The following is a 24,573-nucleotide window of genomic DNA, read 5'->3' on the forward strand; positions in this document are numbered from 1 at the left end:
GTGTTGTCAGAAAAACACCCCGCAGCGTGATATCTGAGGGCAAACTGTTGTGAATTTCCTCACGCCCCTTGCCCCTGTCACCGACTTGACCCACCTTCAGAACATCGCTACGGCATTGCATTGCGATTGCTGATCCACACATATTCGGCAGTCAGGGATGGAAAAATCGGAGCAGATTTCATGAATACGCGTCTATTGCTGGTCGGCTGTGGCAAAATGGGCAGTGCCATGCTGGAAGGCTGGCTGGCCAAAGGGCTTAAATCGGATAATGTCTATATTATCGAACAGGCCGAAGCCGCCGAGAAACTCTCAACCCGCTATGGCGTGCACGGCATTACCGATATCACCGAAGTCCCGCAGGATTTCATCCCGCAAGTCGTGCTGTTTGCCGTCAAGCCACAGGTCCTGCCCGATGTGATCGAAGATTACAAACCGCTGGTCCGGGCTGAAACGGTTTTCCTGTCGGTTGCCGCAGGAAAAACCATCGGCTTTTTTGCAGGACACCTTGGCGAAACCGCACGCATTGTGCGCGCCATGCCCAATACCCCGGCTGCCGTATCGCGTGGCATGACCGTGATGTGCCCGACCGATAATGTCAGTCAGGCGCAGCGCGATATGTGCGAAACGCTTTTGGCCACGGTTGGCATGGTATCGTGGGTAAGCGATGAAAGCCTGATGGATGCTGTCACCGCCCTTTCGGGCAGTGGGCCGGCCTATATCTTCCATCTGGTCGAAGCCATGGCACAGGCGGGCGAATCCGCGGGACTACCAGCCGATCAGGCAATGATGCTCGCCCGCCAGACGGTTGTCGGCGCCGGTTTCCTGCTTGACGCCAGCGAAGAAACCGCGGCGACCCTGCGCGAAAATGTTACCAGCCCCGGTGGCACGACGGCGGCAGCACTTTCGGTACTGATGGATACCCAGAACGGCCTGCCCGACCTGATGACCCGCGCGGTTGAAGCCGCCCGGAAACGTTCCGTCGAACTGGCGGGCTAAGCACAAACCGATCAAGGAGACGATCATGCCGGCAAAGAAAGATCCGCAAACCACACTGATCGATGCAGCCATGGAACTGGCCGCATCAGGGCGCTGGCATGACGTCACCATGATCGATATTGCGCAGGCTGCCAATGTCGACATTGGCGTGGCTTTTGATCACTTCAGAAGCAAGGCCGATATCCTGCGCCAATTCGTGCGCCGGATTGACCGGATTGTTCTTGCCGATCTTGATCCCGCCGATTTCGATGAACCGGGGCATGATCGCCTGATCGCCGTGATGATGGCGCGGTTCGATGCACTGATGCCCTATCGCCCCGCCCTTCGGTCGATCATCGCCAGTGGCGGCGACCTTGGCCCGGCTGATACAATGCGCGCGATCAAAACCCATTTCGGTTCGATGCGCTGGATGCTTGATGCCAGCGGCTTCACCACCGGCGGCCTGCATGGCAGCCTGCGTGTGGCCGGGATGGGCACGATTTATGCCCGGTGCTTCAGACAATGGCTTGAGGATGAAACCGCCGACTTCGGTCCGACAATGGCCGCCCTTGATCGCGCACTATCGCGCGGCAGCGAATGGGATAAACGGATCGGTACCGGTATTTCCCGCCTAAGCCGGACTTGCGGAAAAATTCAAAAAAAATGTGACCGGTTTGCCCAAAAATGTCGCCGAACCGATCACACAGAACAGACGTCGCCGACGACTGAAAATAACAGCACGGCATCCTAAGTATCTGATCTGAAACAGGGCAATCACAACATAACCCAAGGTTATTTCATCAAACAAAAACCAAACCATGAAGTTTTTGTGCGCTGCAAAATAAACCTTGACGAAAACGGTTCATTCCTTCATATTGCAGTTGAATTTGTGCGGCGCACAATAGCGCCTCATTCCACATCTGTTGCAAATTGCTGATGGAGCGCACACCATGACTGCCGCTAAAAAGGCTACCAACCCGTTCTTCGATCTCGACTTCACCAAATACACTGCAGATTTCAAAATGCCGGGTGTCGACGTGAACGAGATGATGGCGTTTCAGCGTAAAAACGTTGAAGCCCTGACCAAAGCCAACAAGGTTGCCTTCGATGGTTTCCAGGCTGTTGCTCAGCGTCAGAGCGAAATTTTCAAAACGCTGCTGGATAAAGTTCAGACCCAGGGCAAAGATTTCGCTGCTACTCCTGCTGACAACCCGATGGCCGCTGCTGCAAAGCAGACCGAAGCTGCGAAAGCCGCTTACGAAGAAGCCCTCGCCAATGCCAAGGAACTGTCCGGTCTGGTAAGCAAGTCTCAGGAAGAAGCTCTTGCTCTTCTGCAGAGCCGCTTTACCGAATCCCTGGACGAATTCAAGTCCGCGATCGAAAAGACCGCCACTGCGAAATAATCTAGCTGATAACTTCCCGTTATCAACTTCCGGCAGAGCCTTCTGGCTCTGCCGTTTTTATTTGTGCTTTTGCCCAAACTCCTGATCTGGTCAAACGCATCGATAAACCCTTAACGGCAAACCGTGCCCCCGCTAATCTGGCTCAAATTCAACGGAGAAAGATTTATGAGCGAGATCAGTTTTGAAGATTTCCTGAAGGTGGATATCCGCATTGGCACGGTTATCGATGCACAGGAATTCCCCGAAGCCCGCCGCCCGGCTTTAAAGCTCTGGGTGGATTTCGGCCCTGAAATCGGCACCCGCAAAACATCAGCCCAGATCACCAAATATTACACGCCCGAAAGCCTGATCGGCCGCCAGGTCGCCGGTGTGGTCAATTTCCCCAAAAAACAGGTTGGTCCTTTCATGTCCGAATTCCTCTGCCTCGGCTTCCCCGATGGCGAGGACGACAAAGGCATCGTCCTGATCGCACCGGAACGCAACATCCCCAATGGCGGACGCCTGTTCTAGGATGCTTTCCCCACCGCCAATCCGGCACAAAAAAGGGCGTGGCCTTAATCCGGCCACGCCCTCTTCCCCACCTATATTTCTGTTTTCTTAACGCGCCAGAACCATTGCTGCTTCCCGCGTCCGTCCAACCGTCCCGGCTACACTGATTGCCGACGACTTGATCTGATCGATTGTGGATGCGAAACTTTCGACTGAGCTCGCCATGCTTTGCATGTTGCCAGAAACCTCTTGGGTCACAGCACTCTGTTCTTCGACTGCCGAAGAAATTGTCGTGACATTGTTCAGAACGGTTTCAACATCGCTGCGGATGGAGCCAAGCACCCCGACAACTTCACTCGCAATGGTTTGAATTCCCCCGATCTCGCCGGAAATCTGCTCGGTTGCCCGCGCGGCCTGATTGGCAAGATTTTTGACCTCGGTCGCAACAACCGCAAAACCTTTTCCAGCTTCACCGGCGCGTGCAGATTCGATTGTTGCATTCAGCGCAAGCAGGTTGATCTGGCTGGCAATATTCTGGATCACCTCGACGATATTGCCCATTGCCGCAACAACCTCGTTCATTTTGTCGGTTGATTGACCAGCCAGAACCGTTTTTTCAAATACCTGATCGGTGGACATTCTGGCTTCAGACATGCTGCGTGAAATTTCTGCGATTGACGCGGCCAGCTGCTCGGAACCGGCGGCGACGGCCTGTACATTTGCCGACGTTTCGCTGGAAACCGTCGCAGCAAAGATTGACTTTTCATCCAACTGGTGAAGGCTGAGATCAATATCGGAAAAGTTGTTATCGATCATAGACTTCAGATCGATCAGCAAATTGACCTGCTCGGTCACATCGGTTGCAAACTTGACGACCTTGTAGGGCACCCCATTTGGATCAAAGATCGGGTTATAGGATGCCTCAATCCACACCACGCGACCACCCTTGGCAATACGTTTGAACTGTTGCGATGTGAAATTGCCCGCACGCAGGCTTTTCCAGAAATCCGCATAGTCTGCGCTATTTGCATATTCCGGCTCGACAAACATCTTGTGATGTTTGCCCTGAATTTCAGACAACTCATACCCCATTACAGACAGGAAATTGTCGTTCGCGTCCCGGATTGTACCTTCCAGATCAAACTCAATCACCGCCTGACTGCGACCAATTGCGTTTACCTTGCCATCAAGTTCTGCAAGTTTCTCCTGACGTGCGGTAATATCGGACGCAAACTTGACGATTTTTGCAACTTTGCCGCGGGCATCAAAGACCGGGTTGTAGGTAGCCTCGATCCAGACCTGTTTTCCGCTTTTGGTGATACGCGGAAATGCCTCGCTTTTGAATTCACCCGCCGCCAGATCCTTCCAGAACAAATCATATTCCGGTGTCATGCGCATTTCAGCAGGCACGAAAATACGATGATGTTTACCAACGATTTCGGAAAGATCGTAACCAACGACGTTCAGAAAATTCTCATTGGCACGAGTGATCGTACCATCGGTCTTGAATTCGATCACGGCCAGTGATTTCTCCAGCGCAACCAGAGTTTCGGAAGCCAGACCGTTCTTTTTCGACGAAAGGAAGCTCAACACAGACATCATACACCTCTTGAAAATCAGAGTGCCAGAGCGTCAAAGCTGTTTCCGCGATCTGGCTGGGAACTGCCAAGAAGATAATACAGGTGTATAGGCCGCCATATCCCCATATGGGGAGTGTTAAACGATAAATAGTATTCCCAGAAAACTAAAATTTATCAGCACCTTAACGGATACAAACAAAAAAGCGCACCCGAAAGTGCGCCTTTGATTAAGCAATTTCTTTCGCTGAAACGTATTACTTCTCGACGAATGCCTTCTCGATCACGAAATGACCCGGCTCGTTCATATTGCCTTCCTTGCCGCCCCAATCGATCAGCATCTGGCGGGTTTCAGCAATCATTTCCGGGTTGCCGCACAGCATGAAGCGATCATCTTCAAGGGTCGGCTTGGGCAGGCCAAGATCATCGTAAAGTTTGCCAGACGTCATCAGGTCGGTGATGCGGCCCTGATGTTTGAATTCCTCGCGGGTGACGGTCGGATAGTACAGAAGCTTTTTGGTCACTTCCTCGCCAAAGAATTCATTGTTGGGCAGTTCGCTATGGATGAATTCCTGATAGGCCAGTTCGCGAACCTCGCGGCAACCATGAACAAGAATGACCTTGTCGTAGCGCTCGTAGGTTTCATAGTCGCGAATAACGCTCATGAACGGGGCCAGACCGGTGCCGGTCGACAGCAGCCAGAGGTTTTTGCCCGGCAGCAGGTTGTCATGGATCAGGGTGCCGGTCGGCTTGCGCCCGACCAGGATCTTGTCACCTACCTTGATATGCTGCAAACGTGATGTCAGCGGACCGTTTGGCACTTTGATCGAAAAGAATTCAAGCTCTTCGTCATAATTGGCACTCACCATCGAATAAGCGCGCAAAAGCGGCTTGCCTTCGACTTCGAGTCCAATCATGGCAAACTGACCGTTGATGAACCGGAACCCCGGATCACGGGTGGTTTTGAATGTGAAGAGGGTGTCGGTCCAGTGATGGACGTAAGTGACTGTTTCTTCGTTTAAATTGCTGGCCATAACGCTGCATCAATCCGTTTCGTCTAAAGCTTTCTACTGGACCGTGGCGGGAACGACGGACACACTTTCCCAGCACCATATCCATGCCAAGTTGACGCGATTTAACATCAACCAAACGTATATCGCAAGAAAACATTCATCATTTGTGTATTTTTATGTAAGACAACATATAAATATACAAATTAAGTGTAGAATATTGTCTGACAATAGTGCACGATAATCGCATCAGGTCTATATCGCAAACGCGAACTGCCCCATAGATAGGCTACGATGCGCCGCACGGCAATGATCCATCGCAATCCGGTGAAAAATGACAGAAACCGCCGCATTACCCAACGATAGTCTGACCGTTCAGCAGGTTTCAGGTGCCATCACCAATGCAGTGCGCGACGGGCGCTTGGTACCGGGTCAACGTCTGACGGAAATCGATTTTGCCAAACGCCTTGGCGTCAGCCGTCCATCCGTTCGCGAAGCCTTTCGTCAATTGACCGCAGACGGGCTACTGCACAGCCAACCCTATCGCGGGGTCAGCGTGCGCCACATGACACGACGCGAAGTCGATGATCTGTTTGTCGTGCGGGGTGCGCTTGAAGGCCTTGCCGTGCGGCTGGCAACCCCGACACTTCAAAACGATGCGTCGAAATTGCTTGCCATCCAGGCCGAGCTGGACACTGCCGAAACCCGTAACGACCTTGCCGCCATGTCGCGCCACAACCTTGCCTTCCATATGCTGTTTGCCGATGTCACCGGCAACGCGCTTTTATGTGAACAGTTGCGACGGATTTCCAACAGTGTTTATTGGCTGCAATTCCGCGTTCTGGTCGCTGATGACAAGGTCCTGCAAACCAATACCCGGCATCGTGACATTGTTGACGCAGTTCGCAGCGGGGATGCCGCCAAAGCCGAGGCTATCATGATTGATCATGTCGATCATTCGCGCCAATTGGTTCAATCGCTGCCTGACAATCATTTCGCCGAAAGCCCGGCAGACTGACGGCTATTCCCCCTGCCAACCCGGTCCCTTGCCGGATGTGCGACCGCATAGAACCCCACCTCACGGCACATCTCCGAACCAGATTGCCAGTCTATCCCGGGTCCTTCATCAACTCCTTTATCGGCGCTGGACATGAAACTTGCATCCCCGAATTCCCTCGATTACGATTGTCTGACAATTTAAACAAACAAATATTAGAGAGCACCATGACAAACCGCCCCACCCCGACCACCGAATTTTTACCGATCCCGTTGCCCGATTATCAGGAACGACCGATTGACGAGATGCGCCTTGGTGCGCAGGCATTTTATGATGAAATCCGTACGCGCCACACGGTACGCGAATTTTCGGATCGGCCGGTGCCACGCGACATCATCGAAACATGCATTCGTGCGGCGGGTACGGCCCCCAATGGGGCCAATCATCAGCCATGGCATTTTTCGGTTATCGGCGATCCGGCGATGAAAAAGAAAATCCGCACCGCCGCCGAGGAAGAAGAACGCGCATTTTATGCCGGCCGCGCTGGCGAAGAATGGATCGAAGCTCTTCGCCCCTTGGGCACGGATGACAGCAAACCGTTTCTGGAAATCGCACCATGGCTGATTTGCATTTTCGGCGAACGTAAAAGTGCGTCGGCTGACGGGAAGTTGCGCAAAAACTATTACGTGCCGGAATCCGTTTCCATCGCAACCGGCTTTCTGATCGCGGCCCTGCATCGTGCGGGGCTTGCGACACTGACACATACGCCAAACCCGATGAGCTTCCTGACCGAAATCTGCCAACGCCCGGACCACAACAAGCCCTATATCCTGCTGGTCACCGGATATCCGGCAGCGGATGCGACGATCCCGAAACATGCGACGGAGAAAAAAGACCTTTCGGAAATCGCGACTTTCTTCTGAAACACATCAACCCCAAAACAAGAAGCCCCGCGGCACGGCGGGGCTTGGGGTTTTCTATTTAACATTCCAAAGACGCTTAATGCCCGATCGGCAGAACAAGACGGACGCGAAGCCCGCCGCCCGGCGCATCTTCAAGGTAGACATCACCGCCATGGCCACGCGCTGAATCACGCGCAATTGTCATGCCAAGACCGACACCACCCGTCGCCTGATTACGCGATTCCTCAAGACGATAGAACGGCTTGAAAACGTCTTCGCGCTTGTCAGCCGGAATACCCGGACCATCATCGTCAAAGACAATTTCATAATCCTGCCCGCGACGTCCCGCGCGAACCGACAGATTATTGGCATACCGCCCGGCATTGGACATGATATTGGCAAGACAACGCCGCACGGATTGCGGACGCAGTTCCATTTCCAGACTATCGGCGATGTGCAGATCAATCTGCTGGCCATCGCGCAGTGCTTCCCCAACCTGATCGGTAATCAGCTTGCCAATATCGGTTGGCTCGGCCTTTTCGCCTTCTTCGCCGCGCGCAAACGCCAGATAGGCATCGACCATACGTTCCATGTCGACAACATCCTGCTTAAGCGCATCAACACCGGGCAACGAACCCTGCATCGCCAGTTCCAGCTTCATGCGCGTCAGCGGCGTGCGAAGATCATGCGACACCCCGGCCAGCAAGGCGGTCCGTTGTGATAGATGACGTGCGATACGGTCGCGCATCGAAATGAAGGAAGATGCAGCCAATCGCACCTCGGCCGCACCTTCGGGTTTGAAGGTGTCGACCTCCACACCGCGACCAAACTGATCGGCGGCCTTGGCAAGACGACGGATCGGACGGACCTGATTGCGCATGAACATCACGGCAACGCCATACAGGATCAGGGCGGAACCCGCGATCCACATAAAGAAGATATAAGTGGTAGACGAATAAAGACGCTTTCGCGGGGCAATGATGGAAAGGACTCCGTCCTTCAACTGTACCCGAATTTCAAGCTGGCGGTCATCGACATCAAGATCAAAGAAGAATGGGCGCTCCAGACGCTCATCCAACGCGGTGAACAGTTCCTGCGACACCAGCCCGAAAGGCGGTTGGGTAATCTGCTGCTCAAGGATTTCATCGGGTTCAAACAGGATATCAAGCTGCAAACGCGTGCGTGCGGAATGCTGCAGCCACTCAAAATGCTCCGCATCCGGATATTCGCCAAGATAATCAATGACGAAAACAACATCACCGGCAAGACCACGGCTTAGCTGGCGCGCGACCGTATCCCAATGCCGTTCGAAAAAGATCAGCACGGTGACGATCTGCAACAGCAGCATCGGCGTCATCAGGATCAGAAGCGACCGGCCTAAAAGACCTTTCGGCATAAGTGACTTGATCCATCCTGCGTTTTCGCTGCCCAAAACCCTTAATCCCTATCCGTCACTGGCCAGTCGGCGGTTCGGCCAATCTGTGTTAATCAACATACAGGACATAGCCCCGTCCGCGTACCGTCTGCAAGTATCTTGGTTGTTTCGGGTCTTCCTCGAACTTGCGCCGAAGGCGCGTCACCTGCACATCAATGCTGCGCGATGCGCCGGGATCAACGGCATTTCCGCCCATCATCTGGTGAAGGTCTTCACGCGTTGTTGTTTCACCGCGCCTGCGGACAAGAGCGGCCAGAAGCGCCTGCTCGGCACTTGTCAGATAGATATGCTCCGATCCGCGCTGCAACGTCATCCGACTGAGGTCAAAGGTGAAGTTGCCAAACTGCGCCATGGTGGATTTGTCATCGCGCGCGTTCTCATCTGACGGCGCTGGTACTTGGGCATAGCGACGCAAAATGGCTTCGATCCGAAGGACAAGCTCACGGGGCTCGAACGGTTTGGCAAGGTAATCATCCGCCCCCGCCTCAAGCCCGGAAATGCGGTCTTCGGTTTCCGAAAGTGCTGTCAGCAGAAGGATCGGCACCTTCGTCCCCTCGCCGCGTAAGCTACGCGCAAGGTCAACCCCCTTCTCTCCGGGCATCAGAACATCCAGCACCAGAAGATCAAACTGCATGCCGGCAAGGCTGGATCGCGCTTCAGCAGCATTTCGCGCGGCCGAAACCACAAAGCCGTTTTCGCCCAGATAACGGGTCAGCAAATCCCGCAGACGGTCATCGTCATCGACCACAAGAATGTGCGGCTGATCGTGACGGCTCATACACGGCTCTCCTGAAACCTGAACATCTGAAACGCTTTATCCTATGCGAGTTAGGCAAAAAAAAGTTTCAAAATTGTATCTGTCCAAAAGACACCGGATCAGGTCAGCATCCTGATCCGGTGATTATCGCGATAAAAAATTTTAACGAAACATCGCTAACTCGCCCGCCGGCGCATACCGGGCGGGTTGTCATCGGTGAAACGGGCCCGGTCGGGTTCTTCGAGCATGCCCAGCATCACCTTGCGAAAACCCTCAACCGCTTCGGCCCCGGCTTCGCGATAGGCGGCCGCGATCAGGCTGCGCTGATTTTCGGTCAGTTCACGTTCCAGCGCTTCGCCCTTTTCCGTCAGGGTCAAAAGCCGCTGGCGACGATCCTGCACACCGGTTTTCTGATCGATGAAGCCTTCGCGCACCAGTTGGCCCAAAACACGCGACAGGGACTGCTTGGTAATTTTAAGAATCGACAGAAGCTCGCTTACCGTAATGCCGGGGTTGCGGCTGACGAAATAAATGACCCGGTGGTGGGCGCGACCAAAATTATATTGCTCAAGTATCTGATCTGCCACTGCCGTGAAATCGCGATAGGCATAGAACAGCAGTTCAATACCTTGCCTAAGCTCTTCTTCCCGCAGAAAAAGCGGGTTTACCTTGCGTGTTGAGATATCAGCCATGCTTTTCCGTTATGTCAGTTATATTGACATATTAATCGATGAATGTTACTCCGGCCAGACAATTAAGGACATAAAGTTACGTCCAAGTGCCCTTTTGAATTGGAATCTGGCAAATGATCACTCCGACCTTCGACAACCGTGATGGTTTTATCTGGTATAATGGCGAACTTAAACCCTGGCGTGAAAGCACCCTCCATGTGCTGAGCCATGCGGTCCATTATGGCAGTGCTGTCTTCGAAGGGGAACGGGCTTATAACGGCAAAGTGTTCAAACTTGCCGAACATGGCCAGCGTCTGATCAAATCGGGTGAGATTCTCGATATGAAAGTGCCTTACAGCGCGGCCGAACTTGATGATGCGGTCATTGAAACGCTTGCGGCCAACAATATCACCGATGGCTATATCCGTCGTATAGCATGGCGCGGCAGTGAAATGATGGGCGTTTCAGCCCAGACCACGCGCATCAATGTCGCGATTGCCACATGGGAATGGCCCAGCTATTTCAAACCGGAAGAACGCCTGAAAGGCATCCGTCTGGCGCTTTCGAAATGGGCCCGTCCGGCCCCGAATACCGCGCCGACTTCGGCCAAGGCAGCCGGTCTTTACATGATCTGCACCCTGTCGAAACATGAAGCGGAACGCAACGGTTTTGCCGATGCGCTGATGCTTGACTACCGCGGTCAGATTGCCGAGGCGACCGGGGCGAACGTGTTCTTTGTCAAGGACGGCAAAATCCATACCCCGACCCCGGATTGCTTCCTGGATGGTATTACGCGCCGCACCGTGATCGGGCTTGCCAAAGCGCGCGGTTTCGAGGTGATTGAACGGGCGATCATGCCCGAAGAAATGGCGGGATTCGAGGAATGCTTCCTGACCGGGACGGCAGCCGAAGTGACCCCGGTGGCCTCCATCGCCGATTACACCTTCACCCCGGCCCATGTCTGCAAGACGCTGATGGAAGACTATATGGCGCTGGTGCGCGGTGAAAAAGAAGCTGTTGCCGCCGAGTAGTAAAATTCAATAATCAGCCCGATTATTCACTTTTAATGAAAAATAGCCCGGCATCCGTTTGCCGGGCTATTTTTTGATCCAGGGACAAAACGCATCATGACGACGCCATTTTCACAAAAGTCTGATGATATACAAAACGGCAATCATACCCTGCTGTATCAGACCCATTCCCCATTTGCGCGCAAGGCACTGGTCTTTGCCCTTGAATGCGGATTGGGCAACCGGATCGAGGTCATCCATCAGGAAACCAGCCCGACCAATCGCAATGACCGGGTTTTTAGAGCCAATCCGCTGGGCAAGGTCCCGGTTCTGATCCTGCCAGATGGCATGGCCCTGTTTGATTCGGACGTGATCTGCGAATATCTTGATAGCCTGCATACCAGTCGGAAGCTGATCCCGGTGGCGGGCACGGAACGCTGGCAGGTGCTGCGTTTGCAGGCATTGGCGCAGGGTATCTGTGATGCCGGTGTGGCTTATCGCTGGGAAACCAATCGTCGCCCGGAAAACCTGCGGTATCCGCCGCTGGCCGAGGGACAGAAAACCAAGCTGATCGAAGCATTTGACTATCTGGAAAACGAACTTGATCCCCAAGCGCCGCTCAATGGAGGTCAAATCGCGCTTGCGACCGGGCTTGACTGGATCGCGTTTCGCGAACTGGCCGATTTCAGAACCGGTCGCCCGAGGCTGAACCAATGGTATGAGGATTTCTGCGCCCGTCCATCAATGGTGCAAACCGGCTATAGCGGTCAAACCCATGACCAAGGTCAGCCGTCTCCTTAAGCCGGATCATCCCCAAGGCGGTTCTGGTATATCGCAGATATCTATTCCCCACGCGGGAAACGTTGACTCTCTTCCAGCTGATTGAGGTCCATGTGATTGCGCATATAGCGTTCAGATGCCTTTTGCAGGGGCTGGTAATCCCAGGGGAAATAGGCGCCGTTGCGAAGCGATTGATAAACGATCCAGCGCCGGGCCTGACTTTCGCGAACCGCACTGTCAAATGCCGCCATGTCCCAACGCGCATCGCGCTGCTTGCGAAACGCATCAATCTGCCGGGCATATGCCGGATCGGGGGCCAGATTGCGCAATTCGTCCGGATCGGTTTCAAGATCGAAAAGCTGTTCGGGATCGAGTTCGCAATGAACATATTTCCAGCGCCCGTCGCGAATGCAGACCAGCGGGGCGTTTGATCCCTCGGCGGCGTATTCCATCAGGACGGGTTCGCTGCGCCGGGTGCCGGAAAAGCCGGGCACGAGGCTGATTCCATCGGTCCAGGGCATAACATCGTCAAGCGAGATACCGGCCAGTTCGGCAAGGGTCGGCGTGACATCAAGGGTCGATACCGGATCGGTGTAGCTGCCCGGTTTGATGTTCGGCCCCGCCATCATCAAGGGCACACGTGCCGAACCTTCGAAGAAGCTCATTTTAAACCACAGGCCGCGATCACCCAGCATATCACCATGATCGGACAGGAACAGAATGATGGTGTTATCCACCTGCAGGGTGCGTTCGAGCACATCGATGATGTCGCCGATCTTGTCATCAATATAGGAAATATTGGCGAAATAGGCGCGGCGCGACCGGCGGATATTGTCATCGGTAATGTCAAAGGCGGTATGGTCGCACGCCGCCATCAGGCGTTTTGAATGGGCATCCTGTTCATCAAACGGGATCGCCGCCACGGAGGGTTCCAGCGCCGGGCAGTCTTCGTAAAGGTCCCAGAATTTTCTGCGCGCGACGTAAGGATCATGGGGATGGGTGAAGCTGACGGTCAGGCACCATGGGCGGTCATCCTTGCCCCGGGCCAGGTCATACAGCTTGTGGGTGGCGTGATAGGCGACCTCGTCATCATATTCCATCTGGTTGGAAATCTCGCCCACGCCGGCCCCGGTGACAGAACCCAGATTGTGATACCACCAGTCGATGCGTTCGCCCGGCTTGCGATAATCGGGCGTCCAGCCGAAATCGGCGGGATAAATATCGGTGGTCAGACGTTCTTCGAAGCCATGCAACTGATCGGGGCCGACAAAATGCATCTTGCCCGACAGGCAGGTGTGATATCCCGCGCGGCGCAGATGATGGGCGTAGGTCGGAATGTCGGAACAGAATTCGGCGGCGTTGTCATAGACCCGGGTGCGACTGGGCAATTGTCCGGCCATGAAGGATGCCCGCCCCGGCGCACACAGCGGAGATGCGGTATAGCAATTGCGAAACCGCGCAGACCGGGCCGCAAGGGCGGAAAGATGCGGGGTATGGAGGAATTCAGCCGGGCCATCGGGGAAAAGCGTTCCGTTTAGCTGGTCGGCCATCACGATAAGGATATTCGGGCGTTTCATTTAATGTACTGCTTTTTAACGGGTATCACGCGGAAAAAGACGGACAGCACCAGCCAGAACGATCCGACACCGCAAGGAACTGCGTGATGGCAGGGAAGTGGTGCGTCATTCTGGCGAAGCTCCGCTTATTCTTTTTGATGCTGATCTGATATGCTCCATTAAATTCACAAATCGATCCATGGCGAAAGCCGGTGTTTTTTAATTGCTATTATAAAGATTCTTTATGGCCCAGCGACATCTTGACCTTGGATGGCTTCGGACTTTTGACGCGGTTGGCCGACTGGGCAGCCTGACACGGGCCGCACAGGAACTTGGCCTGACACAGCCCGCCGTGACCTATCAGATCCGGCGGGTGGAGGAGCAGCTTGGCCTGTCGCTTTTCCACCGATCACAGGGCGGCAGCCGGTTAACCGAAGCGGGCGAGGTTCTGTTTCGGGCGGTGCGGGCAAGTGTGGAACGCATCGATGACGCGGCACAGGAAACGTTGCGCAAGGCGCGCGATCCGGCGATCCGGATTTTTACCGATTATGGTTTTGCTGCCTTCTGGCTGATGCCGCGCGTGGCGGATTTCCGTCGCCTGCATCCCAAGGCCGAAGTCCATATCGTGGCGTCGCAAAGTCTTGAGGACGAACTGGAACGTGATACCGATGCGGCGATGGTGTTCGGCGCCAGGGGCGATTTTCCGCCAAGCGCAAAGCTTCTGATTCCCGAACGCGTCGTGCCGGTCTCCGCACCCGGTTTCCTTGAACGATATGGCCCGTTCGACGATCCGGCACAATTTGCCAATGTGCCGTTGCTGCATCTTGAAACTACGGAAAAGGCCCGCTGGCTGACATGGGCGACGTGGCTGGTGGCACACGGGGTTGCCCGCGAACCCGAACAGGGCGATCTGGGCCTGAACACATACGGTTTTGTCATTCAGGCAGCCCTTGCCGAACAGGGACTGGCACTGGGCTGGATCGGGCTTGTCGATCATCATCTGGCGCAGGGCAGCCTGATACAGGTAGGCCCCGAAATCAGCCGCCATGATCGGGGATACTGGCTGGTGCCAAGCCCGTCGGCCCACGGCACAACCGCCGCCCTTCTGGATTGGCTGATCAACGAGACCTGAGGCGCTGACATGCCGATTGAAAAGCGCCCCTTAAAACTAATACTTTTGGATAGTTTTTTACTTTTTCCTGCGGTAAAACAGAAAACACATAAGAATAAATGTGAATGAGGAACGTCATGCGGATCATGCAATCTGTGATGACAATCGCCGCGTCGTTCATGCTTCTCGCCACCAGCGCCAGTACGGCGCCCTTGAAGCAGGACCAGATTATCCGGCTTCCGGTAAGGCAGGCGGATATTGAGGGCGTTGAAGCATGCATTCGCAGCCCATCAGATGATTGCCGAAAATGCCGGGAAAGCAATCAATCGAACCTTTCGCTGATGAATTATACCCTGCTGCACGAAGCCCTGCATGCGGGCGGCATCAAGGCCGAGGTCGAACCCGTCATATCCCCCAATTCCGAGCGCAGCCGGAAAATGATTGCATCGGGGATGGCCGATATCAAAACAGACTGGGCCTTCAACATTTCCGGAAATGACGATTTCCTTAAAACTGATCCGCTTTTAAGAGCAGGCGAGATCGAGAAAGGCCTTTATGCACCGCGCGGATTTATGGAGGGCAAAGCCGATAACGCCCTGCCAGATATTCACACACTCCGGGCGGTGGGCATCCGCAACTGGCGGCTGGACTGGCAGGTTCTTGAAAGTCTGCCACTGGCAAGCCTGACCAATGCGGCGACAGTCAAACAAATGTTTTCGATCATCAATGCTGGTCGTGCCGATTTCACGTTGCTTGAATTTTCATCCCGGCCGGATATGGGACGGGAAGTCGACGGCATATGGCTTTACCCAATTCCCGGCATAAAGGTATCCCTGCCCGAAACGCAGCATTTCATGGTTTCGCGAAAACTGAAAGATGCCGACAAGGTGATCGAAGCCCTGAACCGCGGCATCAAGACATTGCGCGACAATGGTTTTATAAGGCTTTGCCTGATGAATAATGGCGTCATCCATCCCGAAGTCGAGGACTGGCACACATTGAACGCAACGGCAGAAACAGCCGATAGGGATCATTCGACCGTTTCATCGCAGTGACAGCCCCCGCCCTCTGGCTTATGGCCAGTTGGCCTCGGGCGGCAAGGACATCAGGATCGCCTCGGTATTGCCGCCGGTCATCAGACCAAAGCGCGTGCCGCGATCATGGAGCAGGTTGAATTCGACGTAGCGTCCGCGCTTGATCAATTGGGCGCGGCGTTCATCGTCGGTCCAGGATTTGTTGTAATGGCGTTTGACCAGTTCGGGATAGATGTCGCGAAAGGCGCGGCCGACATCCTGTGTGAAGGCAAAATCCGCATCCCAGTCAGCATCGAGATAATCATAGAAAATCCCACCCACCCCGCGCGGTTCGTTCCGGTGCGGCAGGAAGAAATATTCATCGCACCATTTTTTGAACCGGTCGTAATAATCATCGCCATGCGCGTCACAGGCCGCCTTCAGCGCGCCGTGAAAATCCGCCGTGTCGGCATCCTGCGGGAATACCGGGGTCAGGTCAGCCCCACCGCCGAACCATGCCTTGGTGGTCACGATATGGCGGGTATTCATATGAACCGCCGGGACATGCGGTGAACAGGGATGGGCCACCAGTGAAATGCCCGCCGCCCAGAAATTCGGATTTTCGGCAGCACCGGGGATTTCAGCGCGGAATTTTTCGGAAAATTCGCCATAAACGGTCGAGATATTGACCCCGACCTTTTCAAACACGCGGCCCTTCATGACCGACATTTCGCCGCCGCCCTGATCTTCGCCATTCTGATCTTTGCCACGTTCCCAGCTTTTGCGTTCAAACCGCCCGGCCGGTTGATCGGCGAGCGGTCCGATATAGCTGTCTTCGAGCGCCTCGAAACTGGCACAGATTTCGTCGCGCAACTGGCGGAACCAGTTCCGCGCCGTTTCCTTGTGCTCTTCGATCTTTTGGGCGATCAGATCGTTATCAGTACTGGTCATCAGGCCTTCTCCGGGAAGCTGCTGGTTTGGCGCAGGGCTTCGCCCACTGTCATTGCCGTAGCCATCGCGACGTTAAGCGACCGCATTCCGGGTTTAAGCGGAATAACGACGCGGGCATCGACATAATCATGCACCTGATCGGGCACCCCACTGCTTTCGGAGCCCAGCATCAGAATATCATCGGGTCGATAGTCAAAATCGCAATAAGGCACCGCCCCCTTGGTCGTCAGCAATACCAGACGCCCGGGAACGGTTCCATCATTACGCGCCTGCACAAAGCCGCGCCAATCGGCATGGCGTGTATAATCCGCCGCCCCCAGATAATCCATCCCCGCACGCTTTAGCGCCGCCGAGGTCAGAAGAAAACCGCAGGGTTCGATAATGTCGACGGGAACCCCGAGACATGCCGCCATGCGCAGGATGGTACCGGTGTTTTGTGGAATGTCGGGTTCGAACAGACAGATTCTCATAAGGCTTTATAGACTCGCAACATTTTCGATCTGAAATCCGGGCGCAAAACCTTACAAAATTACGCCGATATATCGCCATTAGACTTATTTGGAATAAGACGAGACAAGGATATAACCACTTGGTTGTGAATACGCCAGTCTGTTAGAAAACGCTACGTTCGCTTCGATTGTGCACCGCAAAACCAAATAGGCAAATCGAATGCGAACAATTTGCAACTCCAAGTTCCCCTTAACAAACCCCCTTTTTGTTAGTATACGAACCCGGTTTCAGGCCTGAAGGCTTTGGGGCAAAAGCATTGTTTGATTTCCATCAATGGAAATTAAAGGTCTTTGCCCTAAGTGTGCAGTTGGGCATTCCGCATGCCTGTTTTGGGGGCAGAAAGAGGAATACATTATGTCGCAAACGGTGCAATCATCCGGGGACCACACTCCGGACGAGAACCGCAGGGATTTTCTGACCCTGGCGACCACGGCAGTCGGTGTTGTTGGCACCGGCATGGCGCTGTGGCCGTTCGTGGACAGCATGAACCCGTCCAAGGACGTTCTTGCGCTGGCCTCGGTCGAAGTTAACCTGTCAAATATTCCGGTCGGTCAGGCCGTCAAGGTCATGTGGCGCGGTAAACCCGTATTCATCCGCCACCGTACCGAACGTGAAATCAATGAAGCCGAAGAGGTTTCCTTGAACGAGCTGGTCGATCCGCAATCCGATGAAGCCCGTGTCCAGAAAAAGGAATGGCTGATCGTGGTCGGTGTCTGCACCCATCTGGGCTGCATTCCGATGGGCACGGCAACCGGTGAGACACGCGGTGATTATGACGGATGGTATTGTCCGTGCCACGGGTCGCACTACGACACGTCCGGTCGTATCCGCAAAGGTCCGGCACCGCTGAACCTTGTCGTGCCGACCTACACCTTCCTCACCGACACGTCGGTTCAGATCGGCTAAGGAGCAGGTAGATGAGTGCACCCGTTTGGAATAACAAGGTAGTGAAATGGGTCGATGACCGTCTTCCGGTCTTCTCCATGTTGCATCACTCCGCTTATGAATATCCGACCCCGAAGAACCTGTCCTATATGTGGAACTTCGGTTCTTTGGCCGGTTTTGTTCTGGTGACGATGATTCTCTCCGGGATTTTCCTGGTGATGAATTACACCCCGCATGCCGATATGGCGTTCTGGTCGGTCGAGCGCATCATGCGTGATGTGAACTATGGCTGGCTGATCCGCTATATCCACATGAACGGCGCATCGATGTTCTTCATCTGCGTCTATATCCATATTTTCCGTGGCCTGTATTACGGGTCTTACAAAGCACCGCGTGAAATGCTGTGGTGGATCGGTATCCTGATCCTTCTGGCGATGATGGCAACCGCGTTCATGGGCTATGTCCTGCCGTGGGGCCAGATGTCATTCTGGGGGGCGACGGTTATTACCAACCTGTTCTCGGCCTTCCCAATCATTGGCGATCCGCTGGTGACATGGCTTTGGGGCGGTTTCTCGGTTGATAACCCGACGCTCAACCGGTTCTTCTCGCTGCATTACCTGATGCCGTTCGTGATCCTTGGTCTTGTGGTCCTGCATGTCTGGGCCCTGCACACCGTACGGTCGAACAACCCGACCGGCGTTGAAATCAAGACACCGCAGGATGCAATCGCGTTCCACCCGTACTATACGATCAAGGATCTGTTCGGTATGGGCGTGTTCCTGATCTTCTTCCTGTTCTTCGTGTTCTTTGCGCCCGACTTCTTTGGCGAGCCGGATAACTATATCCCGGCGAACCCGCTGGTGACCCCGCCGCATATCGTGCCGGAATGGTACTTCCTGCCGTTCTATGCGATCCTGCGGTCCATCGACTTCACCATCTTCGGTATTCCGGCAAAGCTGCTTGGCGTGCTTGCGATGTTTGCATCCATCATCGTTCTGTTCGTCATTCCGTGGCTTGATACCTCGAAGGTGCGCAGCTCGAAGTTCCGCCCGGTTTACAAGTGGTTCTTCCTGATCCTGTTCATTGACTGCTTTATCCTTGGATATTGCGGCAAGAAGGCCCCGGATGACTACTTCTTGGGGATCGAAGGGCTTAAAGTGATCACCGTTGGCCAGCTGGCAACGCTTTACTACTTCGCGCATTTCCTTCTGGTCATGCCGATTGTCGGTAAACTGGAACGGCCCAAACCGCTTCCGGCCAGCATCAGCGAATCCGTACTCAAGGGAGGCGCAAATGCGTAAGTTTGCATTGACCGCCATTGCTGCGGCATTCGCACTGAGCGCCTTTGCCGGCACATCGGCAAAGGCCGCGGGCAACGCTCCGGTTCCGGAAGCACAGGAATGGAGCTGGCAGGGGCTTTTTGGCACCTATGACCGGGCGCAGATGCAGCGCGGTTTCCAGGTTTACAAAAACGTGTGTGCCGGTTGCCACAGTCTTCGTTTCATTGCCTTCCGTAACCTGGAAGGCATCGGGTTTAACGAAGACCAGATCAAGGCCATCGCGGCGGAATACGATATTGAAGACGGCCCGAACGATGATGGTGACATGTTCACCCGTCCGGGTATTGCGTCGGACTATTTCCCGTCACCTTTCCCGAACGACAAAGCTGCCGCTGCGTCGAACGGGGGTGCGATTCCGCCCGATCTGTCATTGATGACGAAGGCACGCCTGCATGGTCCGGATTATGTTTATGCCCTGCTGACCGGTTACGAGGAAGAAGCACCTGAAGGCTTCGACCTTGCGGAAGGCAAGTATTACAACCACTACTTCCCGGGTCATCAGATTTCGATGGCACCGCCGCTTTATGATGAAGCGGTCGAGTACACCGATGGCACCCCGATGACCATGGAACAGCACGCGCATGACGTGGTTGCGTTCCTGAACTGGACGGCACAGCCGGAACTTGAAGCCCGCAAATCAATGGGCATGAAAGTTCTGCTGTTCCTGATCGTTCTGACCGCGATGCTCTATGCGGTGAAACGCAAAATCTGGCGCGATATCGAACATTAAGCGTTCGCGATATCGTCAAAAATCAAAGGCCGTCGGGAAACCGGCGGCCTTATTTGTTGGCGCATCGCAAAGCGTCGTCGCACGGAACTGCCGCCTGTGATCAGGATTTGGGGTTGGCGGGCAGAGGTTCGGTACAAGGCAATGCGGTTTCGCACGCAATGTCAGCGTGATTTCCGCTGGAATGGTTGCCAGTCGAATGATTGCCGTCCGCCGGGCGCAGGGGCGGAACAGTCACAGGGATATGTACCAGCCTGCGTTTACGCGCCGGGGTGCCGGTGCTGGCGTAAAGCTGTTTTCCCGCTTCGACAATCGAAACCCCTGCAAACGCCTTGAACAGACGCGATCCGACATTTTCGAATGCCTGCGACCAGCGTAGCAGAAACCGGCTTTGGGTCGGGGGCAGGAAAAGGGCGCGGCTGTGCTGCACGGGCAGGAACATGTTTTCGCGCATCAGGTTCTGAAGCTGTGACACGCTATAGGGATGGCCAAAGCCAAAGGGCGTATTTTCCGACCAGGACCAGAGCGAGCTTCGGTTGGGTGTTACCACCACGATCCGGCCGTTGGGGGTCAATACCCGCCAGCATTCGCGCATCAGGCGGCGCATGGAATCGGAATGTTCGACCAGATGCACCAGCAGGATGCGGTCGACCGAGCTATCGGGCAGCGGCAGCATGGTTTCTTCGGTAAGGGCGACATGGTTGGGATCGCCCGCGGGCCACGGCACGCAGCCCTGCTGGCCGGGCATGAAAGCCAGCACGCGTTCCGCCTCGCCCATGAAGGGGCGCAGATAGGGCGTGGCATAACCAAAACCCAGCACGCGCATGCCGCGGACATCCGACCACATCACGCGCAAGCGGCGACGGATCAGGCGGCGAGCGGCCTGCCCGAGGCTTCCGGCATAAAAACGGTGAAGATCAACAACATCCTGACGCATGAAAACAGCCTAGAGCCTTTTCTGATTGGATTGAAGCGCAAAAACTTTGCTCGATGCGTGATTGTTTTAAGAAGCCGCAAGCTGATAGGCTTGGCGCATATTCCATTCACACACGCGAGGTCGGCCATGTCCGCAGGCGATGTCTTTGTCATTCCGTGCCTTTCCGATAATTACACCTATCTTGTGCGCTGCCACGAAACAGGTACGACCGCGATTGTCGATCCGGGCGAGGCAGGCCCGGTGATAAGCGCGCTTGAAGATCGCGGCTGGTCGCTTGATATCGTGATCAATACCCATCATCACAATGACCATATCGGCGGCAATGCGGAACTGATCACCAGATATGGCGCGAAACTGATTGGCCCCAAGGCCGAAACCATGCGCATTCCCGGCATGGATCAGACGGTCGCCGAGGGGGATGAGGTGATGATTGGTGCGCTTTCCGGGCAGGTCTTTGACGTGCCGGGCCATACCAGCGGCCATATTGCGTTTTATTTTCCGGCGGTATCGGCCCTGTTTTCCGGTGACAGTCTGTTTGCATTGGGTTGCGGGCGGTTGTTTGAAGGAACGCCAGCCCAGATGTGGCAGTCCCTGCAAAAATTTCGCAACCTTCCGGGCGAGACGCTGGTGTATTGCGGGCATGAATATACCCAGTCCAATGCCCGGTTTGCCGCAACGATTGAAACCGGCAATGTGGCGCTTAAGGCGCGCTGCGCGGAAATTGATGATCTGCGCGCACGCGGCATCCCGACCATTCCATCACGCATGGACAAGGAACTGGCAACCAACCCGTTCCTGCGCGCCGATCATGCATCGGTTGCCAGCGACCTTGGCATGGAAGGCGCAACCGCCACCGAGATTTTTGCCGAAATCCGCGGGCGGAAGGATCGGTTCTGACGATCCGTCCTGATCAGGCCATCTGCTTGAACAGGACGTTCTGATCAAGCAGATAGCGCGAAAACAGTGGCAGGCTGGCGGCACCGATGGCACGTGCGGCACTGCCGACCGCACCCTGTTCGATATGCGGGGGGGCGATGCCTTGCAGGTCGAGTTTGAGGGTGGCCTTGCGCGTGGCATCGACGATTCTGGCACAGACATCTTTGGGGAAGCCGCCATCGACAATGACGGCTTCGAAATCAATCACCGAGCAGACCGAGGTAATGGCAATCGCAAGGCCGCGCGCGGTGTGATCGATCCAGAGATCAAGGGTCGCGCCAAGCTGATGCCAGTAATCGGGATCCTTCCAAAGCAGGGCGGGATCGCGCCCCTCGCGGGTCAGCATTTCTTCGAGCACGAAGATGGATGCCTGATCAATCAACTGGCTGGGATGGCCGGAACGTGAGGGGACCGGCATGGAGCCAAAGGCCCCGGCATTGCCGGTTTTACCAGCATAAAGCGCCTGATTGAGCACCACCCCGCCGCCGATGAACGATCCGATAAAGAAATAGGCGAAGTCGGAATAATTCGGCCCTGCCCCAAACACCAGTTCCGCCCCGCAGGCCGCCGTGGCGTCATTCTGCTGAAAGACCGGGAACGGCACGATTTCGCCGATGATGTCGATCAGATCGACTTCACGCCAGGCGCTCATATCTTCGGGCGGGGCGCCGACTTCTTCGACCCAGTTCCATAATTCGAATGGGGCGGCAATGCCGATCCCGGCGATGCGTTGGCGATGCATGGTTGACAGGCCGCGCGACAATTGTTCGACCGAGGCGCGCACGAATTTGCGGATGCCATCCGGGGTCGGGTATTTATAGGCTTCGTTCAGGCTGGCGCGGACAGTCCCGACAAAATCCATCAGGATCAGTTCGGCGCTGCGTCGCCCGATTTTAAGGCCGAATGAAAAAACGCCATCGGGATCAAGTGCCATCGGGATTGATGGTTTGCCAACCTTGCCGCGCACCGGATCGCCGCGTTTAAGCAGGCCATCCTTTTCCAGCGCACGCATGATCACGGAAACGGTTTGCGCCGAAAGTCCGGAAAGACGGGCAATATCGGCCTTCGACAATCCGACATTGCGACGTACCAGTGACAATACCAGCCGTTCATTATAGGCGCGCACGCGTAACTGGTTCGCACCCCCGCCCGGATGAAGCGGACGCGCTCCCTGTCCCTCATCCCCGGCAATGTCCGGGTTGATATACAGTGAAGGTGTCATTTTTATCCTCCCACTCGGGTTCTTTATTGCCCGAATGGGTTTGAGAGTGACAGGATTAATTAATAAATCAATCGGATTTATTAATTGACAGCCCCGAGCATTTGGTGTGTCGTAGGCAACAGACAGGCACAAAAGACGTGCGTAACGATACGTTCCACCTGTCGCAAAATGAACAAATCCGGCCCAAAGGGCTGATTATCAGGTTATTCCTGGGAGGAAACAGATGAAGAAGACTCTTGTTGGCGCCACCCTTGGGGCGCTTGCGCTTGGCCTTGCCGCTGCACCGCATGCTGCCAAAGCCGATGAAATCGGTGCCTGTCTTATCACCAAAACCGACATCAACCCATTCTTTGTGAAAATGAAGGAAGGCGCGCAGGCCGCGTCTGTTGCCAATGGTGTCAACCTTTCGACTTTTGCCGGTAAAATCGATGGGGACCATGAAACCCAGGTGCAGGCGATTGAATCCTGCATCGCATCGGGTGCGAAGGGTATCCTTCTGACCGCATCGGACACCAAGGCGATTGTGCCGGTTGTCAAAAAGGCGCGTGATGCCGGATTGCTCGTCATTGCACTTGATACCCCGCTTGAGCCAATTGACTCCGCCGATGCAACCTTTGCCACCGATAACTTCAAGGCGGGCGAATTGATCGGCCAATGGGCCGCTGCCAAGCTCGGCGACAAGGCCTCAGATGCGAAAATCGCGTTTCTTGACCTGACGCCAAGTGCCCCATCGGTTGACGTTCTGCGTGATCAGGGCTTCATGAAAGGGTTCGGGATCGACATCAAGGACCCGAACAAAATCGGTGACGAAGATGATCCCCGCATCGTTGGCCATGACATCACTAACGGCAACGAGGAAGGCGGCCGCAAGGCGATGGAAAACCTGTTACAGCAGGATTCCGAAATCAATGTCGTCTATACCATCAACGAACCGGCAGCCGCCGGTGCCTATGAGGCGCTGAAATCGTTTGGCATGGAAGACGGCGTTCTGATCGTGTCGGTCGATGGCGGTTGCCCGGGCGTTCTGAACGTTCAGGATGGCGTGATTGGCGCAACATCGCAGCAATATCCGCTTGATATGGCCTATAAGGGTATCGAGGCGATCAAGGCCTGGGCCGAAAGCGGTGAAAAACCAGCCAATACCGAAGGTCTTAACTTCTATGATACCGGGGTCAACCTTGTGACCGGTGATCCAGCCGAAGGTGTTCCGTCGATTGATATCGATGAAGGCATGAAACGCTGCTGGGGCTAAGCCCCTTAGCGTGACGATCTGATATTCGAGGAGGGCGGTCATAAACGCCGCCCTCTTGTCCCACAAAAAGGTTACACTTGGTCTGCCCCTACCCGATCCAAGCCGGTCATAAGAACCGGCGGGGCAT

The 24,573-nt window shown here is 54.9% G+C and carries 25 protein-coding genes; 15 read left to right on the forward strand and 10 right to left on the reverse strand.

The genetic code is table 11. The annotated features are described in order from the left end of the window. Window positions 1-180: 180 nt before the first annotated feature. The 4 genes from proC to BC440_RS05045 all read left to right on the forward strand — a co-directional run bounded on the left by proC (window position 181) and on the right by BC440_RS05045 (window position 2,888). The gene (gene proC, locus BC440_RS05030; RefSeq protein WP_065701711.1) at window positions 181-996 is read left to right on the forward strand and encodes a pyrroline-5-carboxylate reductase; all 816 of its coding nucleotides are present in this window, start codon (window positions 181-183) and stop codon (window positions 994-996) included. A 25-nt stretch (window positions 997-1,021) separates the two neighbouring features. Next, complete coding sequence (locus BC440_RS05035) at window positions 1,022-1,726, forward strand: TetR/AcrR family transcriptional regulator (protein WP_065701712.1); 705 nt, start codon at window positions 1,022-1,024, stop codon at window positions 1,724-1,726. Window positions 1,727-1,925: 199 nt separating this feature from the next. Continuing rightward, complete coding sequence (gene phaP, locus BC440_RS05040; protein ID WP_007090095.1) at window positions 1,926-2,378, forward strand: TIGR01841 family phasin; 453 nt, start codon at window positions 1,926-1,928, stop codon at window positions 2,376-2,378. 165 nt (window positions 2,379-2,543) lie between these two features. Beyond that, complete coding sequence (locus BC440_RS05045; protein ID WP_007090096.1) at window positions 2,544-2,888, forward strand: tRNA-binding protein; 345 nt, start codon at window positions 2,544-2,546, stop codon at window positions 2,886-2,888. An 87-nt stretch (window positions 2,889-2,975) separates the two neighbouring features. On the opposite strand, the gene BC440_RS05050 is transcribed toward BC440_RS05045, so the two are convergent. Together BC440_RS05050 and BC440_RS05055 are read right to left on the reverse strand one after the other, a co-directional pair. Next, window positions 2,976-4,457: a PAS domain-containing methyl-accepting chemotaxis protein gene (locus BC440_RS05050; RefSeq protein WP_233421793.1), complete on the reverse strand. Its 1,482-nt coding sequence runs from the start codon at window positions 4,455-4,457 to the stop codon at window positions 2,976-2,978. 244 nt (window positions 4,458-4,701) lie between these two features. Then, window positions 4,702-5,478, reverse strand: a complete 777-nt coding sequence (locus BC440_RS05055) for a ferredoxin--NADP reductase (protein WP_007090098.1) — start codon at window positions 5,476-5,478, stop codon at window positions 4,702-4,704. Window positions 5,479-5,788: 310 nt separating this feature from the next. Here BC440_RS05055 and BC440_RS05060 point away from each other — a divergent pair, with 310 nt between their 5' ends. After that, complete coding sequence (locus tag BC440_RS05060) at window positions 5,789-6,472, forward strand: GntR family transcriptional regulator (RefSeq protein WP_065701713.1); 684 nt, start codon at window positions 5,789-5,791, stop codon at window positions 6,470-6,472. Window positions 6,473-6,678: 206 nt separating this feature from the next. Beyond that, complete coding sequence (locus BC440_RS05065; protein WP_065701714.1) at window positions 6,679-7,374, forward strand: nitroreductase family protein; 696 nt, start codon at window positions 6,679-6,681, stop codon at window positions 7,372-7,374. A gap of 76 nt (window positions 7,375-7,450) precedes the next feature. Here BC440_RS05065 and BC440_RS05070 read toward each other — a convergent pair whose 3' ends face one another. From BC440_RS05070 to BC440_RS05080, 3 genes are all read right to left on the reverse strand, one after another. Next, a complete protein-coding gene (locus tag BC440_RS05070) occupies window positions 7,451-8,749 on the reverse strand; it encodes an ATP-binding protein (protein WP_065702132.1) in 1,299 nt (432 codons plus the stop codon). Between the two features lie 88 nt (window positions 8,750-8,837). Beyond that, window positions 8,838-9,566, reverse strand: coding sequence for a response regulator (locus tag BC440_RS05075; protein WP_065701715.1), 729 nt, complete (start codon window positions 9,564-9,566; stop codon window positions 8,838-8,840). A 155-nt stretch (window positions 9,567-9,721) separates the two neighbouring features. After that, window positions 9,722-10,237, reverse strand: coding sequence for a MarR family transcriptional regulator (locus tag BC440_RS05080; protein WP_065701716.1), 516 nt, complete (start codon window positions 10,235-10,237; stop codon window positions 9,722-9,724). Between the two features lie 113 nt (window positions 10,238-10,350). On the opposite strand from BC440_RS05080, the gene BC440_RS05085 reads away from it, so the two are divergent. Then, the gene (locus BC440_RS05085; RefSeq protein ID WP_065701717.1) at window positions 10,351-11,247 is read left to right on the forward strand and encodes a branched-chain amino acid aminotransferase; all 897 of its coding nucleotides are present in this window, start codon (window positions 10,351-10,353) and stop codon (window positions 11,245-11,247) included. A gap of 96 nt (window positions 11,248-11,343) precedes the next feature. Beyond that, the gene (locus BC440_RS05090; RefSeq protein ID WP_065701718.1) at window positions 11,344-12,027 is read left to right on the forward strand and encodes a glutathione S-transferase; all 684 of its coding nucleotides are present in this window, start codon (window positions 11,344-11,346) and stop codon (window positions 12,025-12,027) included. Between the two features lie 41 nt (window positions 12,028-12,068). On the opposite strand, the gene betC is transcribed toward BC440_RS05090, so the two are convergent. Next, a complete protein-coding gene (gene betC, locus BC440_RS05095) occupies window positions 12,069-13,583 on the reverse strand; it encodes a choline-sulfatase (protein ID WP_065701719.1) in 1,515 nt (504 codons plus the stop codon). 223 nt (window positions 13,584-13,806) lie between these two features. Here betC and BC440_RS05100 point away from each other — a divergent pair, with 223 nt between their 5' ends. Both BC440_RS05100 and BC440_RS05105 read left to right on the forward strand, forming a co-directional pair. Next, on the forward strand, window positions 13,807-14,694 hold the full coding sequence (locus BC440_RS05100; RefSeq protein WP_065701720.1) for a LysR family transcriptional regulator: 888 nt from the start codon (window positions 13,807-13,809) through the stop codon (window positions 14,692-14,694). Between the two features lie 125 nt (window positions 14,695-14,819). Further along, entirely contained in the window at window positions 14,820-15,728 is a 909-nt protein-coding gene (locus tag BC440_RS05105) for a hypothetical protein (protein WP_139192083.1), read from the forward strand. A gap of 18 nt (window positions 15,729-15,746) precedes the next feature. On the opposite strand, the gene hemF is transcribed toward BC440_RS05105, so the two are convergent. Continuing rightward, a complete protein-coding gene (gene hemF, locus BC440_RS05110; RefSeq protein WP_007090109.1) occupies window positions 15,747-16,637 on the reverse strand; it encodes an oxygen-dependent coproporphyrinogen oxidase in 891 nt (296 codons plus the stop codon). Continuing rightward, entirely contained in the window at window positions 16,637-17,107 is a 471-nt protein-coding gene (locus BC440_RS05115; protein WP_065701722.1) for a tRNA (cytidine(34)-2'-O)-methyltransferase, read from the reverse strand. The genes hemF and BC440_RS05115 overlap by 1 nt, the downstream gene beginning before the upstream one ends. A 394-nt stretch (window positions 17,108-17,501) precedes the next feature. On the opposite strand from BC440_RS05115, the gene petA reads away from it, so the two are divergent. The 3 genes from petA to BC440_RS05130 are packed head-to-tail and all read left to right on the forward strand — an operon-like array spanning window position 17,502 to window position 20,102. After that, window positions 17,502-18,053 carry a ubiquinol-cytochrome c reductase iron-sulfur subunit gene (gene petA / locus BC440_RS05120; RefSeq protein WP_007090111.1) on the forward strand — a complete coding sequence of 184 codons (552 nt, stop codon included), beginning with the start codon at window positions 17,502-17,504 and terminating at the stop codon, window positions 18,051-18,053. 11 nt (window positions 18,054-18,064) lie between these two features. Further along, on the forward strand, window positions 18,065-19,333 hold the full coding sequence (locus BC440_RS05125) for a cytochrome b N-terminal domain-containing protein (protein ID WP_007090112.1): 1,269 nt from the start codon (window positions 18,065-18,067) through the stop codon (window positions 19,331-19,333). Beyond that, window positions 19,326-20,102, forward strand: coding sequence for a cytochrome c1 (locus BC440_RS05130; protein ID WP_007090113.1), 777 nt, complete (start codon window positions 19,326-19,328; stop codon window positions 20,100-20,102). Before BC440_RS05125 ends, BC440_RS05130 begins: the two co-directional genes overlap by 8 nt. A 100-nt stretch (window positions 20,103-20,202) precedes the next feature. Here the strand turns inward: BC440_RS05130 and BC440_RS05135 are convergent, their stop codons facing one another. Next, window positions 20,203-21,036, reverse strand: a complete 834-nt coding sequence (locus BC440_RS05135) for a class I SAM-dependent methyltransferase (RefSeq protein WP_065701723.1) — start codon at window positions 21,034-21,036, stop codon at window positions 20,203-20,205. Between the two features lie 126 nt (window positions 21,037-21,162). On the opposite strand from BC440_RS05135, the gene gloB reads away from it, so the two are divergent. Beyond that, entirely contained in the window at window positions 21,163-21,933 is a 771-nt protein-coding gene (gene gloB / locus BC440_RS05140) for a hydroxyacylglutathione hydrolase (RefSeq protein WP_007090115.1), read from the forward strand. A gap of 13 nt (window positions 21,934-21,946) precedes the next feature. Here gloB and BC440_RS05145 read toward each other — a convergent pair whose 3' ends face one another. Beyond that, a complete protein-coding gene (locus BC440_RS05145) occupies window positions 21,947-23,194 on the reverse strand; it encodes an ROK family transcriptional regulator (RefSeq protein ID WP_139189971.1) in 1,248 nt (415 codons plus the stop codon). 223 nt (window positions 23,195-23,417) lie between these two features. Here BC440_RS05145 and BC440_RS05150 point away from each other — a divergent pair, with 223 nt between their 5' ends. Next, the gene (locus BC440_RS05150) at window positions 23,418-24,446 is read left to right on the forward strand and encodes a sugar ABC transporter substrate-binding protein (protein WP_037987330.1); all 1,029 of its coding nucleotides are present in this window, start codon (window positions 23,418-23,420) and stop codon (window positions 24,444-24,446) included. Window positions 24,447-24,573: the final 127 nt, after the last annotated feature.

Origin of the sequence: Thalassospira sp. MIT1004, assembly GCF_001858545.1 — a bacterium.
Lineage (GTDB): Bacteria > Pseudomonadota > Alphaproteobacteria > Rhodospirillales > Thalassospiraceae > Thalassospira > Thalassospira xiamenensis.